Annotated in this window: 17 protein-coding genes; 7 read left to right on the plus strand and 10 right to left on the minus strand. The window is 56.5% G+C overall.

Annotated features, from left to right (window positions below):
* The first annotated feature begins 1 nt into the window (after position 1).
* From A1WC_RS00580 to A1WC_RS00565, 4 genes are all read left to right on the plus strand, one after another.
* Positions 2-1,267 (plus strand): MFS transporter, encoded by a 1,266-nt coding sequence (locus A1WC_RS00580; protein ID WP_016162041.1) that lies wholly within the window; start codon positions 2-4, stop codon positions 1,265-1,267.
* 380 nt (positions 1,268-1,647) lie between these two features.
* Entirely contained in the window at positions 1,648-2,658 is a 1,011-nt protein-coding gene (locus tag A1WC_RS00575; RefSeq protein WP_016162043.1) for a LacI family DNA-binding transcriptional regulator, read from the plus strand.
* Positions 2,659-2,728: 70 nt separating this feature from the next.
* On the plus strand, positions 2,729-4,117 hold the full coding sequence (locus A1WC_RS00570; protein WP_004187899.1) for a glycoside-pentoside-hexuronide (GPH):cation symporter: 1,389 nt from the start codon (positions 2,729-2,731) through the stop codon (positions 4,115-4,117).
* Between the two features lie 104 nt (positions 4,118-4,221).
* The gene (locus A1WC_RS00565; protein ID WP_016162044.1) at positions 4,222-5,595 is read left to right on the plus strand and encodes a NosD domain-containing protein; all 1,374 of its coding nucleotides are present in this window, start codon (positions 4,222-4,224) and stop codon (positions 5,593-5,595) included.
* 90 nt (positions 5,596-5,685) lie between these two features.
* Here the strand turns inward: A1WC_RS00565 and rhaM are convergent, their stop codons facing one another.
* From rhaM to rhaB, 9 genes are all read right to left on the minus strand, one after another.
* Complete coding sequence (rhaM, locus tag A1WC_RS00560; protein WP_002882870.1) at positions 5,686-6,000, minus strand: L-rhamnose mutarotase; 315 nt, start codon at positions 5,998-6,000, stop codon at positions 5,686-5,688.
* Positions 5,997-7,145 (minus strand): lactaldehyde reductase, encoded by a 1,149-nt coding sequence (fucO, locus tag A1WC_RS00555; protein WP_016162045.1) that lies wholly within the window; start codon positions 7,143-7,145, stop codon positions 5,997-5,999. Before fucO ends, rhaM begins: the two co-directional genes overlap by 4 nt.
* Positions 7,146-7,302: 157 nt before the next feature.
* A complete protein-coding gene (locus A1WC_RS00550) occupies positions 7,303-8,307 on the minus strand; it encodes an ABC transporter permease (RefSeq protein ID WP_016162046.1) in 1,005 nt (334 codons plus the stop codon).
* Positions 8,304-9,311 carry an ABC transporter permease gene (locus A1WC_RS00545; protein ID WP_016162047.1) on the minus strand — a complete coding sequence of 336 codons (1,008 nt, stop codon included), beginning with the start codon at positions 9,309-9,311 and terminating at the stop codon, positions 8,304-8,306. Before A1WC_RS00545 ends, A1WC_RS00550 begins: the two co-directional genes overlap by 4 nt.
* The gene (locus A1WC_RS00540; protein WP_016162048.1) at positions 9,308-10,819 is read right to left on the minus strand and encodes a sugar ABC transporter ATP-binding protein; all 1,512 of its coding nucleotides are present in this window, start codon (positions 10,817-10,819) and stop codon (positions 9,308-9,310) included. The genes A1WC_RS00545 and A1WC_RS00540 overlap by 4 nt, the downstream gene beginning before the upstream one ends.
* 146 nt (positions 10,820-10,965) lie before the next feature.
* A complete protein-coding gene (gene rhaS, locus A1WC_RS00535; protein ID WP_008807884.1) occupies positions 10,966-11,952 on the minus strand; it encodes a rhamnose ABC transporter substrate-binding protein in 987 nt (328 codons plus the stop codon).
* An 81-nt stretch (positions 11,953-12,033) separates the two neighbouring features.
* Complete coding sequence (rhaD, locus tag A1WC_RS00530) at positions 12,034-12,864, minus strand: rhamnulose-1-phosphate aldolase (protein ID WP_008807883.1); 831 nt, start codon at positions 12,862-12,864, stop codon at positions 12,034-12,036.
* Between the two features lie 151 nt (positions 12,865-13,015).
* Complete coding sequence (gene rhaA, locus A1WC_RS00525) at positions 13,016-14,275, minus strand: L-rhamnose isomerase (RefSeq protein ID WP_012543272.1); 1,260 nt, start codon at positions 14,273-14,275, stop codon at positions 13,016-13,018.
* Positions 14,272-15,738, minus strand: coding sequence for a rhamnulokinase (rhaB, locus tag A1WC_RS00520; RefSeq protein ID WP_016162049.1), 1,467 nt, complete (start codon positions 15,736-15,738; stop codon positions 14,272-14,274). Before rhaB ends, rhaA begins: the two co-directional genes overlap by 4 nt.
* Before the next feature lie 310 nt (positions 15,739-16,048).
* Between rhaB and rhaS (A1WC_RS00515) the strand changes: the two genes are divergently transcribed.
* Positions 16,049-16,885, plus strand: a complete 837-nt coding sequence (gene rhaS, locus A1WC_RS00515; RefSeq protein WP_008807880.1) for an HTH-type transcriptional activator RhaS — start codon at positions 16,049-16,051, stop codon at positions 16,883-16,885.
* Between the two features lie 73 nt (positions 16,886-16,958).
* Positions 16,959-17,804, plus strand: coding sequence for an HTH-type transcriptional activator RhaR (gene rhaR, locus A1WC_RS00510; protein WP_008807878.1), 846 nt, complete (start codon positions 16,959-16,961; stop codon positions 17,802-17,804).
* Between the two features lie 32 nt (positions 17,805-17,836).
* Here rhaR and rhaT read toward each other — a convergent pair whose 3' ends face one another.
* A complete protein-coding gene (gene rhaT / locus A1WC_RS00505) occupies positions 17,837-18,871 on the minus strand; it encodes an L-rhamnose/proton symporter RhaT (RefSeq protein WP_012969219.1) in 1,035 nt (344 codons plus the stop codon).
* A gap of 289 nt (positions 18,872-19,160) precedes the next feature.
* Between rhaT and sodA the strand changes: the two genes are divergently transcribed.
* The gene (sodA, locus tag A1WC_RS00500; protein ID WP_004203668.1) at positions 19,161-19,781 is read left to right on the plus strand and encodes a superoxide dismutase [Mn]; all 621 of its coding nucleotides are present in this window, start codon (positions 19,161-19,163) and stop codon (positions 19,779-19,781) included.
* The last annotated feature ends 72 nt before the right edge of the window (positions 19,782-19,853 follow it).

Genomic DNA, 19,853 nt, shown 5'->3' on the forward strand with positions numbered 1-19,853 from the left:
AATGAACCCGACCGTCTGTACCCACAAAAACAACCCCAACTTCTGGATTTTCGGGCTGTTCTTCTTTCTCTACTTCTTCATCATGGCCACCTGCTTTCCGTTTCTGCCGATCTGGCTGTCGGACGTCATCGGCCTGAATAAAACCGAAACCGGCCTCGTTTTCTCCAGCCTGTCGCTGTTCGCCATCTGTTTCCAGCCGGTCCTCGGGGTGATCTCTGACAAGCTGGGGCTGAAAAAACACCTGATGTGGATCGTGACTGTTCTGCTGGTGCTGATTGCTCCCTTCTTCCTCTATGTTTTCGCTCCGCTGCTGAAAACCAACATCTGGCTCGGGGCGCTGAGCGGCGGCGCCTATATCGGCTTTGTATTCTCCGCAGGTGCCGGCGCGATGGAGGCCTATATCGAACGGGTAAGCCGCAACAGCGGGTTTGAATACGGCAAGGCGCGCACCTTTGGCTGTCTGGGATGGGCGTTGTGCGCGACCACCGCCGGAATGCTGTTCAGCATTAATCCCGAATGGGTGTTCTGGATGGGGTCGGCCGCCGCGCTGCTGCTGGTGGTACTGGTGGCCATCGCCAAACCGCAGGCCAGTCAGTCCGCGCAGGTGATGGATTCGCTCGGCGCCAATCGCCCGGCGATCGATTTAAAAACGGCGGTGCGCATGTTCCGCCAGCGTAAGATGTGGATGTTTATTCTGTATGTTATCGGCGTGGCCTGCGTGTATGACGTTTTCGATCAGCAATTCGCCACCTTCTTCAAATCGTTCTTTGCGACCCCGGAAGCGGGCACCCGCGCCTTTGGTTTCGCGACCACCGCGGGAGAAATATGTAACGCCATCATTATGTTCAGCTCGCCGTGGATTATTAACCGCATCGGGGCGAAGAATACCCTGCTGATCGCCGGGATGGTGATGGCGGCCAGAATGATTGGCTCTTCCTTCGCCACCACCGCCGCGGAAGTCGTAGCGCTGAAAATGCTCCATGCGCTGGAGGTGCCGTTCCTGCTGGTGGGCGCCTTTAAATACATTACCGGCGTGTTTGATGTCCGGCTGTCGGCGACGATTTATCTGGTAGGCTTCCAGTTCGCCAAGCAGGTGGCGGCGATCTTTCTCTCCGCGTTCGCCGGCAATATGTATGATCGGATCGGCTTCCAGGAGACCTATATGATCCTCGGCGGTATTGCTCTGACGGTTACCTTAATCTCCGCGTTTACGTTAGCGGGTAAGGCGAAAACCGAGCCGCTTCGGGATAATGCGATGATTGTTTAATCTCCGAAATTTCATGGCACAGGAGTGTGCCTGAAAGATAAGAAAGTTGATATGTTAAATATGAGAAACACATGAAAGGGCTATGGATTATTTTTCTTCAGTAAAGAAGTATTAATACTTGAATAGCTAACCCCCTCATCCCCGTGATGAGGGGTAATGATATAATCACTCCTCTGTTTTTCCTGCCTAAAAATATTGATATCTTTTGAGTTCATTAATTTCTCTCAAGGAACGTAAATGAATAACGATGGCCAGTAAAATAAAAATGCGAGGCCAGAGTATGGATCTATGTAACGCAGCAACATGTGAACTGGATTACATTCTTGGCAGAGATCACAATTTATAGTGAACACCATTGTTAGAGGGTATGTTCAATCATCATGGCATCTATTAAAGACGTAGCGAAAAGAGCTGGGGTCTCGACAGCAACCGTATCGCGAGTGCTCAACAATCATCCCAGCGTCGTGCCGGAAACGCGGCAGGCTGTGCGTGATGCGATGGATTATCTCTGCTATGTCCCCAGCAAAAGTTCGTTTCAGCTTAGCGGTAAATGTTCAGGGTTGATTGGTGTGGTTTTGCCTAACCTGGTGAACCCTCACTTCTGTGAACTGCTGGCGACGGTGGAAGAAGAGGCCCGGTATATCGGCAAATCGGTGATCGTTAAAACGCATCAGAACCAGCCGCAGCAGGATAAACACATTATTCAGACCTTGGTGGGGATGGGCATTGACAGCTTGCTATGGGTGCCGACAGAAGCAGAAGTCGAACTTTCAGAATGGTTAAGTATTACCCGGATCCCGGTCGCCGTCGTCACCCAGGTGTCCCGGTTCTTTAACTCCGTATCGATTAACCAGGACCGGGGGGCAGAAAGTATTGCGGAACATTTTATTCATACAGGCCATCTTTCGTTTGGCTTTGTTGCCCAGGAAGGGGTTGATAATCGTAAGGTTTCATCGTATACCAAAAAAATAGCGAGTCATGGTTTAAAACTTGCTAAAGATAATTCGTTCTGGATAGCCAAAGGTGAGGGGGAAAAGATATCAGGCCATATTAGCATTCTTGATGATATTATTGCGAAACTCAGCGATCCGAAGCGAATCTGTACATGTCTACTAGTGTATAACGATATTGCGGCAAATTATATTATCGATGGGCTAAAAGAAAAAGGCATCTCCATTCCTGAAGATGTTGCGATTGCCAGTTTTGACAATACCTTGCTGGCACAAACTAAAAAAATAACCAGCGTTGCACAGCCGGTAAATGAAATTGCTCACCTCGCGTTTCAGATGGTGAAGCATCAACAGCAGCCGGACAGTATTGAAATGCACGAAATTGTCTCTCGGTTAATTGTTCGTGAGAGCAGCGTAAAAATTAATATTACTTCCCTGTAAGGGATATATGTTTAGAAATGGCGCGACAATTTGCGCCATGGGCTCCTTTTAACAAAAAATAGGTATATTTATGTCTGCTACCGCAATGGAAAAGCCAAGTGCTTATGAAAAGCTGGGGTTGAGGGAGAAGATCGGCTACGGGATGGGGGACGCTGGTTCAGGAATGATATGGAGTGTACTGGCGCTCTATCTGACGTGGTTTTATACCGATGTCTATGGCCTCAATGCCGGGGTGGTGGGTACATTATTCCTCGTTATTCGCATCTTTGACGCGTTTAGCGATCCGCTGATGGGGGCAATCTGCGACCGCACGGTGTCACGCTGGGGAAAATTCCGTCCATGGCTATTATGGATGGCGCTTCCGTTTGGTCTAGGCGCGGTACTGATGTTCACTACCCCAGAACTCAGCATGAACGGAAAGATTATCTATGCCTGGGTTACTTATCTGGTCATGTCGCTGATTTATACCGCGATTAATATTCCCTATTGCTCCGTCGGCGGCGTCATTACCCTCAATCAAAAAGAGCGCATGGGTTGTCTGTCATGGCGCTTTTTCCTGAATGGCCTGGCAACATTAATTATCTCCTCCTCTATTCTGCCGTTAACCGACTGGCTGGGTAACGGCGACCGCGCCTCCGGTTTCCAGCTGACCATGGTCATTATGGGCGGGGCGGCAACGCTGATGTTCCTGTTCTGCTTTTCCAGCATTAAAGAGCGGGTGGTATCGGTTAAGCAAAACGAGTCGTTGAAGAAAGACCTGCGGGATATTATCAAAAACGATCAGTGGCTCTTAATGATCTCTATTACTTTCCTGAACGTTTTTCCGGCATTTATCCGCGGTGGCGTCACTATTTATTATGCGACTTATGTCATGAAGGCGTCTGTCGGATTTATTACCTTCTTTATGGCGCTGGGCGTGGCCTGTAATATGCTGGGCAGCGTGCTTGCCAAACCGCTTACCGATCGCTTTGATAAGCTGGCGCTGTTCCGTATTATTAATATTATTCTCGGGTTTCTGTCATTGGCGCTGTGGTTTATCGATCCGCAATCGTTGACCCCGCTGATGGCGCTATTTATCGTCATTAACGTTCTGCATTTAATTCAATCTGGCCCCATTCTGTGGGCGATGATGTCCGATGTCGATGACTACGGTGACTGGAAGTTCGGTAAACGCCTGACCGGTATCTCTTTCGCGGGTAACCTTTTTATGCTCAAAATGGGGCTGGCGGTGGCTGGCGCAATCGTCGCCTGGATTCTGGCGTTTACCGGCTATATCGCTAATGAACCACAGCAAAATTCCCAGACCATTCAAGGCATTATCATGATGTTCTCACTGCTGCCGATGGTGAGTTATTTCATTAGTGCGTATCTGGTGCGCTACTTCAAGCTGAATAACGCCTTCCTTGAAAAAATCAAAGCCGATCTTGCAAAACGTGAACTGGAAAAAGGACGCGGTTAATGGGTAGGGGAGCAGGCTATCCGTATTATTTATCATTCAATATCAGTCTTAATGAAACTAGAATGTTTTAAGTGATTTTCTTTTCATATCAGAGGAGGTTCTTTATGACGCATAATAATTATTATGACGTGACGCAGTGGCATATCGGTAATCCTTATAAGGATATTGGGGAGGTTATTAACAGTATTATCCTCGATATTAAAAAACGACAAACCGCAACTGATGTTAATAACGGCGGGAAACCTGGCGCCGTTATCTATATTCCGCCCGGCGATTATCATCTCAAGACGCAGGTTTTTATCGATATCAGTTATTTAAAAATTATGGGTGCCGGACACGGTTTTGTCTCCTCAAGTATTCGTTTCAATACGCCGGCTGTCGAGTGGGCGTATTTGCATGATGTTTGGCCGGGTGGTAGCCGTATTCTGGTCGATATTTGTGTGTATCCCGGCGATGAAGAACATGCTGGCGCTGCATTTTACGTGAAACGCAGCGGAGCGCCGCGAATTAGTTCGGTGGCGTTTGAAAACTTCTGTATTGATGGCCTGCACTTTATTGATGATGGATTGGGAAACAACGATCCGGAAAATAGCTATATTAACGGCAAAACAGGGATTTATATCGCCAGCGCTCAGGATGCTTTCCGGATTACAGGCATGGGATTTATCTATCTTGAGCATGGTCTCACGACGTACAATAGTGATGCTATGGCTATCCATAATAACTTTATCGCCGAATGCGGCAACTGCATCGAGCTTCGTGGCGCCGGACAGGCTTCTAAAATAACCGATAATCTGATTGGCGCAGGCTATAAAGGTTATTCGATTTATGCCCAAAACTTCGGTGGGTTATTGATTTCCGGTAACAATATCTTTCCGCGTGGCGCCAGCAGCGTTCATTTATCTGGCGTTGTTCGTTCTAGCGTTACTAGTAATCGATTGCACTCATTTTATCCAGGAATGTTGGTTCTTGAAAATAACTGTGCGGAGAATCTCATCGCTGCAAATCATTTTTTCCGCGATCGCGAACCCTGGCCGCCGATGCAGACCTATGACAATGGCCTGGATGATGCCTATGGTCTGCTGCATATCAATGGTAGTAATAACTCGGTTATTGCCAATCATATTTCCGAAACTATTGATATCCAGTATCTTCGGCCACAGGGAATAAAGCCGGTCATCATCCGGCTGGTTGCCGGTAAAGGAAACTACCTTGCGAATAATCATATTGTTGCGACCACGGAAGCGTCAGTGCAGCAGGCGCACCCTTCCGAAGAGGACGCTTGCTTTGCGGCTCAGGTCAGCGCTTTGCTGACGACGGATAGATTAAAAGCCCTTGATGCGGTCGCGGTGCTGGTAGAAAAAGCGTCGTCTCAAAACACGATACTTGATTGCGGCAATAGCCAACAGGTGATGATGGACAGAGCGACGAATGCCTTCAGGGCTACGCCAGCTCCCGGCAATATAGAGATGGAATAAACCGGCAGGAGACGCAACGGCGCAGAGTAAGTCGTCCTACTCAGCGCTGAAAACGGCTGCCCCACTCAGCACAGCGAGGCAGCCATGATTTCACGCCAGATAAAACACTTCTTTGAGCTCCGCGCTCAGCGGGCTGTTGTCCGGGTTGCTGGGCATCACCTCGCGCATGTATTTCCACCAGCGCTGGCATACTTCCGTGCTGGCAACCGCCTCCCAGCGGGCTTCCGACTCAATCTCCACCGTCGCGAACAGCAGATGGCGTTCTTTATCGAGATAAATGGCGTAATGGTGCGCGCCGTGGTCCTTCAGCACCGCTTCCAGCTCCGGCCAGATGGGGTTATGGCGGCGCTGGTACTCCTCGTGCGCGTCGGGGTTCACCTGCATGACGAAAGCTTTACGGATCATAAGGCCTCCAGATAGAGCTCGCGAACCTCATCGCGGCTGGCGGGGCGCGGGTTACACGGCGCGCAAGGGTCGGCCAGCGCTTTATCCAGCCAGCCTTCGATATCGGCTTTGCTGACGCCAAGCTGGCTGAAACCCTGGGGGATCCCTACGCGTTTGCTCAGCGTGCGGATGGCATTGATGGCCTCCATGCTGGCAGCCTCATCGCTCATGCCGCGAGTATCGACGCCCATCGCCTGCGCCACGCGGGCGAAGCGCGCCACCGCGTTCGGGCGGTTAAAGTTTTCGATGATCGGCAGCAGGATGGCGTTGCACACCCCGTGCGGCAGGTTGTGGGTGGCGCCAGGCTGATGGGCCAGGGCGTGTACCAGCCCGAGACCGGCGCTATTGAACGCCATGCCCGCCAGGTATTGGCCAAACGCCATCTGCTCGCGGGCCTGCAGATCGTGACCATCGTCTACCGCTTTCGGCAGCCACAGGTTGATCAGGCGAATGGCCTCGAGGGCGTTGGCGTCGGTCAGGGGATGGGCGCCAACGGAGACAAAGGCCTCGATGGCGTGGGTCAGGGCATCCATGCCGGTGGCGGCGGTAACGGCTGGCGGGATGTCGAGCATCACGCTGGCGTCGTCGACGGCGATATCCGGGATCAGGTTCGGGTCGATAATCACCTCTTTTACCTGCCGCTCGCTATCGATAATCACGGCGTTGCTGGTCATCTCCGCCGCCGTGCCGGCGGTGGTGTTGATGGCCACCAGCGGCACGCCAGCGTTTTTCACTTTGCCGACGCCGGAGTATGCGGTGGAGGGACCAGGGTTGGCGGTGAGGATTTTTATCGCCTTGGCGGTATCAATCGGGCTGCCGCCGCCGAAGGCGATCAGGTAATCGCAGCGGGCCGCCTGGTACGCCGCGTAGCCTTGCTGCACCAGCGCTTCGGTGGGATTGGGGTACACGCCGTCAAACAGCTGATAAGCCATCTGCTGTTCATCCAGCGCAGAAAACAGACTGTCCAGCAGGCCCAGCTTCACCAGTTGACCGTCGGTGACGATCAGCGCCTTGCCCCATTGTTTGCCCGCTACCAGCTTGACCATATCACCGATAGCGCCTGCGCCGTGGAGGCTGATTTTAGGTAGTGCCAACATAAAACTCATGATAATTCTCCTTAATGTTGATTTTGGAAAATCCGTTTCCCCTCACCCCAGCCCTCTCCCGCAGGGAGAGGGGGAAAACCGGTCCCGGACTACAGGCTGCCTGCGTGCGCCGGGCAGTCCCCTCTCCCTTGGGGAGAGGGCCAGGGTGAGGGGGAAATTAACATCGTCTTCGCTGCATCATCCGCCGGGTCATAATCGGCAGGGAGATCACCACGATCAGCATGGCGCCGATAATCACCGACATCACGATACCGGGGACGTTCAGCAGGCTCAGGCCGAAGGTCACCAGCCCCATCAGAAAGGCGGCAATGATCACCCCGGGCATGCTGCCGGAGCCGCCGAGAATATTGACGCCGCCGAGCACCGCCATGGTGACAACCGCCAGCTCCCAGCCCATTGCCAGGGTAGGGCGGGTACTGCCGAGCCGTGAGGTCAGCAGGACCGCCGCCAGCCCGGCCATCAGCCCGACCAGCGCGAACAGCACCAGGTTATGACGCTTAACGTTGATCCCCGAAAACCAGGCGCCGGTCGGGTTATTGCCGATGGCGTAGGTCCGGCGACCAAAGTTGGTTTTATGCAGCAGGAAGGTGAAGGCGGCCGCGAGGAGGATAAACAGCGCAAACTCAAAAGAGAGCGCCCCCCACACGTAGCCCTGGCCGAACCAGGCGAAGCTCTCCGGATAGTGATTGAGCGCCTGATCGCCCAGCAGGATATAGGTGATGCCGCGATACAGGCTCATGGTGCCGATGGTGATCACAATGGACGACAGGTTAAAGCGAGTCACCAGCAAGCCGTTGAACAGGCCGCACAGCAGACCTACGCCCAGGCCGATGACCACCAGCAGCGGCGTGTCCACCCCCGCTGCCGCGCAGAGGCCCATCACCGTTGAGCTGAGCGCCATCGTCGAGGCCACCGACAGATCGATTTCCCGGGCGATAATCAGCATCGCCATCGGCAGGACGACGATCGCCTTCTCGGTAAAGGTAAAGGTCGCGTCCGAGAGGTTCCAGATATTGAGGAAGTACGGGGAAGCCACCGCGTTGCCGATAAATACCGCCAGGGTGACCGCCAGTAAAAACCCTTCCCAGCACAGCAGGCGGCGCAGCGGCGACGGCGCGGCCGGGGCGTTTTTCATCTCTTCAGATACCATCATCTTGCTCATGATTTCACCGCCTGTTTCTGTCGGGCTAACGCCGCGTTGCGCAGGATTAACCGCCCGTGACCGCGATTGCCGCGCTCGTTGAGCAGCACCGCCATGACGATCACCGCCCCGGAGATCGCCATTTGCCAGAAGGGCGAGATGCCGATCACCGGCAGGGCGTTATTGATGACCCCGAGGAACAGCGCGCCGCACAGGCAGCCCAGCACCCGTCCGCTTCCGCCCATGGTGCTGATACCGCCGATCACGCAGGCCGCGACCACCTGCAGTTCAAAGCCGTTCGCCACGTCGACATAGGCGACGGCGAAGCGCGAGATCCACAGATAGCCGCAGAAGCCAGCCAGCGCGCCGGAGAGACAGAAGCTGACGAACTGCATTTTTCCGGCGTTAATGCCGGTGTAGTACGCCGCCGTCGCGTTGCCGCCCGCGGTGTATAAGGCCCGGCCGGTGCGGCTGTAGCGCAGGAAATAACCCACCAGCAGCAGCGCGGCGATGGCGCACCAGCTCAGCAGCGGCAATCCCAGGAGCGTGCTGCGCGGCAGACTGAGAAAATCAGCGCTCATCTGATGTGAGTTAACCCAGCCGCCGTCAGTCAGCAGGAAGATAATGCCGCGATAAATGCTCATGGTGCCCAGGGTCACCACGATGGCGGGAATGCCGAGGCGCCAGACCAGCAGGCCGTTAATCATCCCCATCAGCAGGCCCAGCAGGGTTGCCAGTGCCAGCAGCGCCACCACCGGAATACCCGGATAGTGGGCGTTAAGCAGGGCGACGATCATCCCGGTCAGCGCCAGGTTGGCGGCCATCGACAGATCGATGCCTTTGGTGAGCAACACCATCATCTGCCCGAGGGCGAGGATGATAAGGATGGCGGTATCGTTAAACATCTCCACCAGATTGCCCGGTGAAACGAACGACGGCGCCCGGCTGCCGATGGCGCCGATCATCAAAATGATGACCACCGCCAGCAGCGCTTCGCGATGTTTAAGCCATGCGTGTCCCATCATGCCGCCTCCTGGCCGATGCCGCTGGCGGCGCTAACGATGGTTTCCGCTGTCGCTTCACCGGCCTGGTATTCGGCGACCATCAGCCCTTCGTGCATCACGATAATCCGGTCGGCCATGCCCATCACTTCCGGCAGCTCTGACGAGACCATAATCACCGCCAGTCCCTGGCTGACCAGCTCGGACATAAACTGATGCACGGCGGCTTTTGAGCCGATATCGATGCCTTTGGTCGGCTCATCGAGGATAATCACCTCGGGATGGGTCGCCAGCCATTTGCCGATCACCACTTTCTGCTGGTTGCCGCCAGAGAGGGTCTCCACCGGCTGCCGCCAGCTGAAGGCTTTAACCTGCAGGCGCGAGGCGTACTCGTCCGCCAGCCGCCATTCCCGGGCGTCGTTCAGGACGCCGTTAGGATTGAGCTTGCTGAGCTGCGGCAGACTGATGTTCTGGGCGATGGGCAGGGCGATGATCGCCCCCTGTTTCTGCCGCTCTTCCGGCACGCAGACGATGCCCGCGCGGATGGCGTCGGCGGGCTGGCGAAAGCGCATGGGGCTGCCGTTCAGGCGGATCTCGCCGGAGGAGGGACGCGAGACACCGGAGAGCGCCTGCATCAGCTCGGTGCGTCCGGCGCCCACCAGGCCGTAAAAGCCGAGAATTTCGCCCTTGCGCAGGCGGAAGCTGATATGGGCAAACTCGGTAGGATGACAGAGATCGGTCACCTCCAGCACCGTTTCTCCGGGCGTGCAGTCGATTTTCGGGTAGGTTTGGGTGATCGCCCGGCCCACCATCATCGACACCATTCGCTCTTCGGTGATGTCGCTTATCGCCCCGGAGCTGACGTACACCCCATCGCGCAGGATGGTGTAATAATCGGCCAGCTCGAAAATTTCATCGAACTTATGCGAGATAAACAGGATCGCTTTGCCGTCCTGCTTCAGACGCTCAACGATGTGATAAAACTCCAGGATTTCATGCTGGGAGAGGGCGGCGGTCGGCTCATCGAGGATCACCACCTGGGCGTCGAAAGCCAGCGCCCGGGCAATCGCCACCATGTGCCGCTGGGCGATGCTGAGGGTTTTCAGCGTGGCCCGCGGGTCGATCTGGACTTCCAGCCGGGTGAGGATCTCGCTGGCTCTGCGGTGCATCGCCGGCCAGTCGAGCGTTTTTAACAGTCCCTTATACAGATACTGGCCGACGAAAATATTTTCACTGACCGAGAGTTCGTCAAACAGCACGGTTTCCTGGTGAATGGCGGTGATCCCTACCTTATGCGCCGATTCCGGCGTTGGCAGATGAATAGGGATCGCTTTATAGAGGATCTCGCCCTCTTCGGGCTGATAAATACCGGTCATCACTTTGACCAGCGTGGATTTCCCCGCGCCGTTTTCGCCGATTAAGGCGGTCACTTTGCCGGGCCAGAGATCAAGCTGCACGTTCTCAAGGGCGCGCACACCGGGAAAAATCTTGGTGATCCCCTTCAGCGACAGCAGTGGCGTTGATGCTGACATGATAGTTCTCCACAAAAATCACCCCTCACCCTAACCCTCTCCCCAAAGGGGCGTGGGAACGGTCCGGCGTCCGCTGGCCACATCGTGCAGAGGACCAGCCTTTCCCCCTCTCCCTCCGGGAGAGGGCCGGGGTGAGGGAACAAGGGTTAGAAAATTTTCGAGAACTTATCGATGTTGCTCGCATCGTAGACGAACGGCTCGGCCATCGCGCCATTCCCCTCAGCATCCAGCTTCACTTTGCCCAGCTTGCCCATACTGGCTTCGGTTTTGGTCGCCGTGCCTTTGACTAAATCGTCGGCCAGATAGGTGGCGGCGTAGCCCAGGTCAATCGGGTTCCAGATGGCGAAGCTTTTGCTGGCGCCGGACTTGATCGCGCCGGCCATTTCCGACGGCAGCCCCAGCCCGGTGACATAGACTTTGCCGATTTTGCCCTGATCCTTCACCGCCTGCGCGGCGGCAACAATGCCCACCGACGACGGCGAAACAATGACTTTCAGGTCCGGATATGATTTCAGCAGGCCCACCGCTTCGCGGTAGCTTTTATCCGACAGATCGTCCCCGTAGGCGACGGTGACCAGCTGTACGGACGGATACTGCGGCAGCACCTTTTTCATCTCCTCAATCCAGATGTTCTGGTTAGTGGAGGTTGGGGTGGCGCTTAACACGGCCACCTCGCCTTTCTCAACGTTCAGCGCCTTCAGCGCATCGGCGGCGAGCTTGACGTTGGTTTCGCCAATTAAGGCGTTATTCGAGGGGTTAAGATGGATCTGGCGGCCTGCCGGCGCCACGCCGGAGTCCCACGAGACCACCTTGATGCCGCGCTGCATCGCTTTTTTCAGCACCGGTACCACGGCGTCCGGATCGTTGGCGGAAATGGCGATCGCATCCACGCCCTGGGCGATCAACCCGTTCAGCACATCGATCTGCGCTTCGGCGGTGGTAGTGGTCGGGCCGGTGTAGATCACTTTGACATCACCTAACTCTTTGGCTGCCTGTTGGGCGCCAACGTTGGCGGCTTCGAAGAAGCCATTTCCCAGCGATTTCGCCACAAGGGCGATCTTAACTTCTGCTAAGGCGGAACCGGACAACGCCAGGGCGGCAACGGTGAGGATCAAGCTTGTCTTTGTTTTCATTGCTTTTACTCCACATGAGTTAGTTTTGTAGGGTTTGCAGGTGATGTTTCGCCCCGTCTCGGTGAGCGGGGCGCGATGTTGTTATGGATAAAGATCTAAAGCGGACTGCAGCGGCTGCACGTTGAAGCGTTTGCCAAGGGCGATAAGCTCTTCGCGGGTGATGGTCTGCTTCATCCCGCCCATGGACAAGACTTTCACCAGCACTTCGGCGGACTTCTCGGCGGTGTCGATCAGGCCGAAGGTCTCATCCAGCGTGGGGCCGCTGCCGAAGACGCCGTGGAATGGCCACAGCACCAGCGAGTGTTTTTGCATGGTTTCGGCGGTCGCCTGGCCGATTTCATCGGTGCCCGGCACCATCCACGGCAGAATGCCGACGCCGTCCGGGAAGACCACCAGACATTCGGTGCTACCTTCCCACAGCTTGCGGGTGAACAGATCGCTGTGGTTCTCCAGAACATAGGTCAGGGCGATCAGGTTGGTGGCATGGCAGTGCATGATCACCCGGTCTTTGCCGCCGGTCAGTTTGATGCGCTCGCTATGCGACAGGAAGTGTGCCGGCAGCTCGGAGGTCGGTACGGCATCCTCGGTGAGGCCCCACAGGATATGGTATCCCGCGCCATCGCTGTCGACCTTTACCACGCCGAGGTTAGCGGCCGGGTCGAGCTGGACGTTACGGAAGAATTTGCCGGAGCCGGTGACGATAAATGGCTGGTTGGCCAGGATTGGCATCGGCTGGCTGAGGGCGATGTAACGCGGTTTGGCGTGGAAATCCGCCGCATAAGGTTCGATATCCGCTTCATCCAGACGCAGCGTCAGGTTGCCGCCGTTGCGTTCGTCCCAGCCTTTCAGCCAGGCGTCGGAGGTGGCTTTGATCATGCCCTGGACGAACCAGGCGTCGATAATGGTCTGCATAGTCTTGTCTTTCCTGTTGATTTGGTGGGGGTAGCCCCTCACCCTAACCCTCTCCCCACAGGGGAGAGGGAACTGTTCGGTGCGCTCTGGCAACATCGCGCAGTTCGTAGCCCGGGTAAGGCGTCAGCCGCGACCCGGGAAAGCCCGTGCATTACCCGCGCTGGCTCAGAACCGCATTCTCATAAGCCCGTACGTTGTCCAGCCACTGACTGCCCGCCGGCGTGTCGTGACGCTGACAGTACATCTCCCAGATGGCCTGCCATGGCAGCGATTTTTGCTCTTCGAGCAGCGCCAGGCGGGCGGTGTAATCGCCGTCGTTCTCCAGCTGACGAAGCTGAGCGGTCGGTTCCAGCAGGGCGCGCAGCAGCGCTTTTTTCATATTGCGGGTACCAATTACCCAGGCCGCGATGCGGTTGATGGAGGCATCGAAGAAGTCGAGGCCGATGTGCACGCGGTCAAACAGGTTGTGGCGAATGATTTCACTGGCGATGGCCTGGGTTTCATCATCCAGCAGCACCACGTGGTCGCTGTCCCAACGTACCGGGCGGCTGACGTGCAGCAGCAGGCGCGGGATGTAGAGCATGGCGGCAGAGATTTTGTCGGAGATCACTTCCGTCGGGTGGAAGTGGCCGGCATCGAGGCACAGCGCCGTCTGGCGGCTGGTGGCGTAGCCCATATAGAACTCGTTGGAGCCGACGGTGTAGCTTTCGGCGCCGATGCCGAACAGCTTGCTCTCCACGGCGTCAATATGGTGCGCCGGGTCGAGCTTCTCGCTGATCACTTCATCAAGGGCATTCAGCAACCGCTGGCGCGGCGCGAAGCGGTCAACGGTAATATCTTTCATGCCGTCCGGCACCCAGATATTCATCACCGATGGGGTACCCAGCTGTTCGCCAAAATAAGCGGATACGCGACGGCTGGCTTTGCAGTGGTCGATCCAGAACTGGCGGATCTCATCGTTGGCGTGCGACAGGGTAAAGCCGTCGGCGCTCAGCGGATGCGAGAAGCAGGAGGGGTTGAAATCCAGCCCCAGTTTGTTGGCTTTCGCCCACGTAACCCAGTTTTTAAAGTGCTCCGGCTTAATCTCATTGCGCGCTACCGGCGCGTCGGATTCCAGGTAAATAGCGTGCAGGTTGAGACGCTTTGGTCCCGGGATCAGGCTCAGCGCCTGCTCAAGGTCGGCGCGTAGCTCTTCAGCATTGCGCGCTTTGCCTGGGTAGTTGCCGGTCGCCTGGATGCCGCCGGTCAGGCTTCCCGCCGGGTTTTCGAAACCGGCGACGTCGTCACCCTGCCAGCAGTGCATGGAGACGGGCAGACGGTCCAGCTGGCGCAGGGCCTCCTCGACATCCACGCCGACGGCGGCGTAGCGCTGCTTAGCAATTTCCCAGGCTTGTTCAAGTTGAGTGGTCATGCGCAAAGCTCCTTGGTCTGTTGTGGCTGAAACTGCGCCACGAAACGGGCAATTTCACTATCAGGATTGGGGGTAAAAGCGGTGAGCGCCGCGTTGTCGCGCACCACTTGACGAAACTCATCGACATTGGCCAGCTCGTCGAGGGTCATTAACTGGATGCCGATATTGCCGAGGGTGGAGGCTTCTATCGGGCCGGCCACGACGGCGATCCCGCAGGCGTCAGCGCACAGCTGGTTAAGCAGCGCGTTCTGGCAGCCGCCGCCGACGATATGCAGCTGGCTGAAGGGCTCGCCGCGCAGCGCCGCCAGCTCGTTAAGCACCCGGGCGTAGAGCAGCGCCAGGCTGTCGAAAATGCAGCGCGCCAGCTCGGCATCGCTTTCAGGAACGGGCTGCCCGGCATCGCGACAGGCGGCCTGGATCTCGGCGCTCATACTGGCCGGGTTGATAAAGCGGTCATCGTTGCAGTCAATCATGAAGCGGCACGCCGGTAGCGCGGCGGTGCGGGCGATCAGCCCCTGCAGGTCGCTGACGTTTTGCTCTTTCAGCACCCGCTGCAGCAGCCACAGGCCCATGATATTTTTCAGCACCCGGTAGCGGCCTTCCGCTCCGCCTTCGTTGGTGATATTGGCCTGCAGCGCCGCGTCGCAGTTGTATGGGGTCAGGCTCTCAAACCCCATCAGCGACCAGGTGCCGGAGGAGAGATAGGCGGCATCACGGTCGGCCAGCGGAGAGGCGATCACCGCGCTGGCGGTGTCGTGGCTGGCGACAGCGACCACCGGAATACGGTTGCCCTGCGGGCAGATCCAGTGACCAATCACATTGCCGGGGTGGGTCGGCGTTCCGAACCACGCCAACGGCGCGCCGGTCCAGTTCAGCAGCGTCTCATCCCAGCTATCGCTATTGATGTTAACCAGCTGGGTGGTGGTGGCGTTGGTATATTCCCAGTTCAGATTGCCGGTCAGGCGGAAGCTGAAATAGTCGGGGATCAGCAGGGCATGCGCGGCCTGACTGACCAGCTCCGGCTGCTGCTCCACCAGGGCGCGCAGCTGGTAAAGGGTGTTAAACGGCAGAAACTGAATACCACTGCGGCGATAGATCTCCGCCCGGCCCAGCTGTTCTTCAGCGTGACGTAGCAGGCCCTGGGTGCGGTCGTCGCGATAGGAGATCGGCAGTCCGACGCGCTGGCCCTGCTTATCCAGCAGGACATAATCCACCCCCCAGGTATCGATGCCGATACTGTCGATCAGGATGCCCTGCTCACACACTTTCTCCAGCCCGCGACGGATCTCGCCTTCCAGGCTATCCACATCCCAGCAGTCGAAGCCATCCACCTTCTGCAGGCTGTTGGTGAAGCGATGGATTTCCCGCAGGGTCAGGGCGCGTGGCCCGGACTGATAGCTGGCGAGCATCACCCGCCCGCTGGAGGCGCCTAAATCGACGGCGACACAATGACGAATACTCATGGAAAGACCCTTCTTAAAATCATTGTCCGCAGTCTAAAAAAGGCCGCTTACTGACACCTTCTCGCTACGGACAGTCAAAACTGGCCGCTGGCAAGAAAGCAAAGGTGACCGTGAGGGAAATCACAATTTGCGGTTTTAGGGGGTGGCGAGGGGGATGTGATGGCGTCCGCAGTTCCGTATCTTTCCGACTGATTCTTGAAAAAGCGGCAGGATTTACGAATTTCATGGTCAAAAATTGAAGGCCGGATAGCCAACCCTTCATTACTATCAGCCGGTGACTGATAATTTTTCTCATTACGAGGGTGGCATCATGACCATATTGCACAGTACGGATTTCTTTAAGGCCGGGATCTCGACGGTGGCTATTGAACCCCGCCTCCCTCAGTCGGCCTTTCCGGAACATCACCATGATTTCCATGAAATTGTCATCGTGGAGCAGGGCACGGGTATTCACGTCTTCAATGGTCAGCCCTATACCATCGGCGGCGGTTCGGTCTGCTTTATTCGCGATCACGACCGGCATCTTTACGAGCATACGGACAATCTGTGTCTGACCAATGTGCTCTATCGCGCGCCGGATGCGTTTCGTTTTCTCGCCGGGGTCAGCCAACTGCTGCCCCAGGAGCAGGAGGGGAACTACCCGTCGCACTGGCGGGTGAACCAGACGGTCCTGCAGCAGGTTCGGCATATCGTGGCGCAGATGGAGGCCATGGGGAGCGAAACGGATACCCATGCCGTCGCCAGCCGTGAGATCCTGTTTATGCAGCTGCTGGTGCTGTTGCGTAAAAGCAGTCTTGCGGAAGAGGCCACCAACAATGATGCGCGGCTGAATCAGCTGCTGGCCTGGCTGGAAGATCATTTTGCCCAGGAGATCTGCTGGGAGGAGGTGGCGGCGCAGTTTTCGCTGTCGCTGCGTACCCTGCACCGCCAGCTGAAGCAGCAGACCGGCCTGACGCCGCAGCGCTATCTTAATCGGGTGCGCCTGATGAAGGCCCGGCATCTGCTGCGCCACAGCGATGAAAGCGTGACTGATATCGCTTTTCGCTGCGGCTTCGGCGACAGTAACCACTTTTCGACGCTTTTTCGCCGCGAATTTGACTGGTCGCCGCGCGATATCCGCCAGGGCCGCGACGCCATTCTTCAGTAACGCGAGAAGAGTCAACGTATTGCGGGCTAAAAACGCGAATAATGCGCCCTTATCCGCGTTTGGAGTGTGAACCGTGGCCGGTCTGATTCTACGTAAAGAGGAGTTTTTCCCTTCCGCCACGCAGGCAGTGGCGGTGGCTGACCGCTACCCGCAAAACGTTTTTGCCGAGCATACCCACGAGTTCTGCGAGCTGGTGCTGGTGTGGCGCGGCAACGGGCTGCACGTCCTTAACGATCGCCCCTGGCGCATTACCCGCGGCGATCTGTTCTATATTCGCGCCGAAGATAAACACTCCTATGCTTCGGTCAATGATTTAGTCCTGCAGAACATCATCTATTGCCCGGAGCGGCTGCAGCTCAATTTTGACTGGGCGGGGACGATCCCTGGCCTCTTTGGCACGCCGTGGAAGCCCCACTGGCGCATGGGCAGCACAGGTATGGCGCAGGCGCGCCAGGTGATTAGCCAGCTTGAGCATGAGTGCGCCCGGCGCGACGCGCAGGGAAATGCGATGGCCGAACTGCTTTTTGCCCAGCTGGCGCTGACGTTGCAGCGCCATCGCTACGCGACGGATGATCCCGCGGCGACGCAGCGCGAAGCGCTGCTGGACAAATTGCTGGCCGCGCTGGCGGCCAGCCTCAGCCGCCCCTTTGTTCTGGAGCGTTTCTGCGAGCAGGAGGGCGGCAGCGAGCGGGCGCTTCGCCAGCAGTTTCGCCAGCAAACCGGGATGACCATCAATCACTATTTACGCCAGCTGCGGATCTGCCATGCGCAGTATCTGCTGCAGCATACCGAGCGCTTAATCGGCGATATCGCCATGCAGTGCGGCTTTGAGGACAGTAACTACTTTTCGGTGGTTTTTAGCCGGGAAATCGGCATGTCGCCGGGGCAGTGGCGGCAGCGCAGTCGCGCCGCCGCCTGAAGACCGTCGTTGTCTGGCTGATGACCCGGTGGTTAACTGGCCATTCCCAGGCCGACGATATTGGCGGCGATGATGATCACCACGCAGCCGAGGCTCAGGACGCTCACCGGACGACGACCGGCGTTGTTCCACTCCTTCAGCACCAGACCCACCAGACCGCCGCACAGCACGTAGAAACTCATGTGCAGCATCCAGCTCATATAGTCATACTGCGCCGGAATGCTGGCGTGGCCCCAGGCATAGAAGAAGAACTGGAGATACCACATCAGGCCGCCGAGGGCGGAGAGCAGAAGGTTGCTGATGATGAGCGGTTTGGCCAGCGAGAAATCGGCTTTGACTGACAGGTTCTTCACTTTCGCCAGACGAATAAAGCAGAAGCCGAGGTTGACCAGCGCCCCGCCGCCCATAATGACTACGTAGCTTGGCAGCGCCGCGTACAGCGGGTCGACGCCGAGCGCTGCGGCGGCGTCATGCATCGGTTTGGCGGCGTTCATCGCGAACGACATCCCTGCTGAGAAGATGCCGCACATCACCGCCAGCAGAAGTCCTTTCTTCAGATTGAACTCTTCGGCTTTGATGCCCATTTTGCGCTCTTTCAACTGGCCCGCGCGGGTGACGATGCCGACGCCAATCACCGCCACCAGCACGCCGAGCAGCGTCATTTGACCGCCCTGGGTGTGCATCAGCACTGCAAACTGACCGTTAATAATCGGCGTCATCAGCGTGCCGACAATCAGCGTGATGCCAATGGCGATGCCAATCCCCATCGACATGCCAAGATAGCGCATGGTCAGGCCATAGTTGATATTACCTATGCCCCACATGGCGCCGAACAGAAAGACCGGCAGCAGCGTGGAGGCGTTAAAGGAGCGGTAGTAGGCCCAGAAATCGGGTAACAGTGTGGCGCTGATGGCCCAGGGCAGGATCAGCCAGGAGACGATCCCTCCAACCGACCACATGGTTTCCCACGACCAGTGTTTTACTTTTTTGAACGGGGCATAGAAACAGGCGGCACTGGCGGCCCCTATCAAATGCCAAAAAATACCCATCGTAATCGCGTGGTTCATTGATTTTATCCTCATCTTTTTTTATCGGAGACGGCGGCTTCCGATGTGATGAGTGTAAAAATTAGCCGCTTTGGCCGCCTTCAAGCCGTTGCCACAGGATGGCGAACCCTGGCAACCATGGGCTTAATTAGTTGTTCTACATCACAAAATGGCGGGTATTTCTTCTGGTTATATCCATATGAAAAATACGGCATTGATAAGCATTTTCAATACCATTTAATTAACTATAATGGACAAACTGCTTACGCGGCGTTAACACTTGAGCCGCTCGACAATAATGGAGATGATTATGAGCTATACCCTGCCATCCCTGCCGTACGCTTACGATGCTCTGGAACCGCACTTCGACAAGCAGACGATGGAGATCCATCACACTAAACACCATCAGACCTACGTGAACAATGCCAACGCCGCGCTGGAAAGCCTGCCGGAGTTCGCTAACCTGTCCGCTGAAGAGCTGATCACCAAGCTGGATCAGCTGCCGGCTGACAAAAAGACCGTACTGCGTAACAACGCGGGCGGCCACGCTAACCACAGCCTGTTCTGGAAAGGCCTGAAAACCGGCACCACCCTGCAGGGCGACCTGAAAGCGGCTATCGAGCGCGATTTCGGCTCTGTAGACAATTTCAAAGCGGAATTCGAAAAAGCCGCTGCGACCCGTTTCGGCTCTGGCTGGGCGTGGCTGGTCCTGAAAGGTGACAAACTGGCCGTTGTCTCCACCGCCAACCAGGACTCCCCGCTGATGGGCGAAGCCATTTCCGGCGCTTCCGGCTTCCCGATCCTGGGTCTGGACGTGTGGGAACACGCTTATTACCTGAAATTCCAGAACCGTCGCCCGGACTACATCAAAGCTTTCTGGGACGTAGTGAACTGGGACGAAGCTGCAGCGCGTTTTGCCGCTAAAAAATAAGGTTGCATTGCGCTAAGAGAGAAGCGAGTCTGATGACTCGCTTTTTTTATATCTGTAGCAAGGAGAGCAGCC

This window comes from Klebsiella sp. KTE92 (assembly GCF_000398905.1).
GTDB classification, from domain to species: Bacteria; Pseudomonadota; Gammaproteobacteria; order Enterobacterales; family Enterobacteriaceae; genus Klebsiella; species Klebsiella variicola.